The organism is Streptomyces sp. NPDC025618 (assembly GCF_055558795.1).
The window spans coordinates 1-2,899 of record NZ_JBVHLW010000061.1 but is presented as its reverse complement, the minus strand read 5'-3'; the positions used below and the strand labels follow the sequence as shown (position 1 = coordinate 2,899).

The window sequence follows — 2,899 nt, the reverse complement described above, 5'->3', positions numbered from 1 at the left end:
AGATCCCCCCCCCCCCCCCCCCCCCTCTCCCCCCCCCCCCCCCTCCCCCCCCCCCCCCCCCCCCCCCCCCCCCCCCCCCCCCCCCCCCCCCCCCCCCCCCCCCCCCCCCCGCCCTGTCCGGTCACCGCTCTCCGGAGCTCACTTCTTGCCCTTGATGGCGAAGGGGAGTTGCTGCGAGAAGAACGACTGGTCGCCGTTGCTCACCGACACCCCGGCTTCCGCGCTGGTCACATCGCGGGGCGCGGAGGAGGCGACGGCCACCCGCAGGCGGTAGACGGCGCTCTGGCCGGGGGCGAGCGGCTTCTTCGAGGTGGCGCGCAGCGCGGCGCTCATGCCCGGGTCGCAGCCGCTGGGTACGAGGTCGACGCGCTCCCAGCCGTGCCCGGCCCGGTACTGCTGGAGGACGAGGTCCTTCGGGGTGAGGGCGTGGCCGGTACCCCCGCCGTAGGCGAAGTAGGCGGCGCCGAGCGCGGGATAGGCCCGGTCGGTGGTGTTCTTCACGGTGACGGTGACCTCGCCCGCGGGGCCGCCGCGGGTGAGGGTGGTGTGCTGCTGCCAGCCGCTGACGGAGACGGCGGGGCGGGTGGCCTTGGCCGTACGGGCGGGGCCGCGGTAGGTGTGGCCCTTGCCGTCCCGCAGGGAGGGGGTGACGGTGAAGGTGCCGGGCCGGTCGAGGTCCTGGAGGCGCAGGGCCACGGTGTAGGGGTGCTCGGGGCTCGCCGCGGCGGTGACCGGGAAGGTGAAGACGCCGTGCTGCGGGGTGCCCGGTGCGCTGGGGCCGGTGTCGAGGTCGACCCAGCGGTGCGTTTCCGGCACATAGCGCTGGACGGACAGGGAGTCGGTGTCGAAGCCGTGGCTGTCGACGTCGAGGCGCACGGTGCCCTTGGTGACCGGCGTGCGCAGGGTGACGCCGGAGTGGGTCCACAGCCCGATGGGCGCCTGGCCCGGGAGGCTGTAGGCGATCTTCTCCGTGGTGGAGCCGGTCGCGGCCCGCGTGGGCAGGACGGTGTCCGCGGCGGCTCTGGCGGCCTGCGCGGCGGACACCTGGGCGTCGCCGCAGCCCTCCGTCGCCTTCGTGCCCGCGGCCGGTATGGCCGCGGCCTGTCCCGCCGTCCCGGCGACGAGGGCCAGCCCCGCCGTCAGCGCCAGCGCGGATCCCACGGCGGCGCTCCTCGCGCCCCGCCACCGCCGCCGTGCGACTCTCTGTGTCATGTACCGCCCCCTGCGTCCGGGTTTGTACGCACACTCGTACGTCTCTGGCTTCAGAGATTGCGTTCTGTAGCTGATGGTTCCCTCTGCCGCGCGAAATACCGCGAATTCCTGCGGACGCACGGCGTGTTGCCGAGGGGGCGTGCGGAGGGCGCCCGTCGGGCGCGCGGCGCCCGCCCCGGCGCGTCACCGGGCGCACCGGGGGCGGGCGAGGGCCGCACGGGGCCGGACTAGACGCCCTGCGCCCGCAACTGCCGGAGGGCGGCGACCAGTTCGTCCACCTCCTCGGCCGTGTTGTACAGCGCGAGCGAGGCGCGCGCCGCGGCCTCCAGGCCGTAGTGGCGCAGCGAGGGCTGGGCGCAGTGGTGGCCCGCGCGGATGGCGATGCCGGCCCGGTCGAGGTGGCGGGCGATGTCGGTGGGGTCGTGGCCGGCGAGGGTGAAGGTGAGTACGGCGATCTTCTCCGGGGCGGCGCCCAGGATCTCCAGTCCGGGGACCGTGACGAGGACCTGCTGGGCGTAGCCGAGCAGCGCGGTCTCGTAGGCGGCGACCGCGTTCCGGTCGAAGGAGGTCAGCCAGTCGATGGCGGCCTTGAGCCCGACGACGCCGGAGATGTGCCCGGTGCCCGCTTCGAAACGGTGCGGCACGGGCGCGTAGGTGACCTGGTCGAAGGAGACCGAGTCGATCATGTTGCCGCCGCCCTGCCACGGGGGCATGCCCGCCAGGATCTCCGGTCTGGCGAAGAGGGCGCCGATGCCGGTGGGCCCGTACAGCTTGTGGCCGGAGAAGGCGTAGAAGTCGGCGTCCAGGGCCTGGACGTCCACCGGGAAGTGGGCGACGGCCTGGGCGCCGTCGACGAGGACCTTGGCGCCGTAGCGGTGTGCGAGCGCGGCCATCTCGCGCACGGGCGGGACGGTGCCGAGGACGTTCGACGCGTGGCTGACCGCGACGAGCTGGGTGCGGCAGGAGAGCAGGTCGGCGTAGGCGTTCTGGTCGATGCTGCCGTCGGGCAGCAGGGGGATCGGCAGCACGCGGGCGCGGCGTTCCTTGGCGATCATCTGCCAGGGGACGATGTTCGAGTGGTGCTCCAGCGTGGAGACGAGGATCTCGTCGCCGGGGCCGAGGTTGGCGCGTCCCCAGGTCTGGGCGACGAGGTTGACGGCCTCGGTGGTGCCGCGGGTGAAGACGACGGTGTCCGGGGACGGTGCGCCGAGGAATCCGGCGACGGCCGCGCGGCCGCCCTCGTAGAGGTCGGTGGCCTCGCGGGCCAGGGTGTGGGCCCCGCGGTGGATGTTGGAGTTGGCGGTGGCGTAGAAGGAGGCCAGGGCCTCGATGACCCGGCGGGGCTTCTGCGTGGTGGCGCCGTTGTCCAGCCAGATCAGGGGGCGGCCGTTGACGGGCCGTTGGAGGATGGGCACGTCCTGACGGGCGGCCTCGGGCGTGAACCGCCCGCCGCGGGTGGCCGCGCCACCGGCCGGGAGCTGCGCGCCGGCCGGGGCGGCGGGCGGCCGCGGCGCCGCGGTGGGGAACGCTCCGGTGGCCGCGCCCGGCGGCTGCGGGGCCGCGCCCGTGACGGGCGGCGGGGGCATGGCGGGGGCCGAGGCGGCGGAGTCGGTGCAGCACTCGCTCTTCAGCCTGGAGGGCGGTCAGGCGGCCGCCTCGGCGCTCCTGGACCGCGGCTGCACGGCCG

Annotated in this window: 2 protein-coding genes; both read right to left on the bottom strand. The window is 75.3% G+C overall.

Annotated features, from left to right (window positions below; translation table 11 throughout):
* Positions 1–138: 138 nt before the first annotated feature.
* Positions 139–1,161, bottom strand: coding sequence for a hypothetical protein (locus ACZ4A5_RS29590; protein ID WP_467590865.1), 1,023 nt, complete (start codon positions 1,159–1,161; stop codon positions 139–141).
* A 278-nt stretch (positions 1,162–1,439) separates the two neighbouring features.
* Positions 1,440–2,798, bottom strand: coding sequence for a SufS family cysteine desulfurase (locus ACZ4A5_RS29585; protein WP_467590862.1), 1,359 nt, complete (start codon positions 2,796–2,798; stop codon positions 1,440–1,442).
* Between the last annotated feature and the right edge of the window lie 101 nt (positions 2,799–2,899).

Coding starts and splice junctions, on each gene's coding strand:
- ACZ4A5_RS29585 (WP_467590862.1), bottom strand. CDS start 2,798: ATGCCCCCGCCGCCCGTCACGGGCGCGGCCCCGCAGCCGCCGGGCGCG.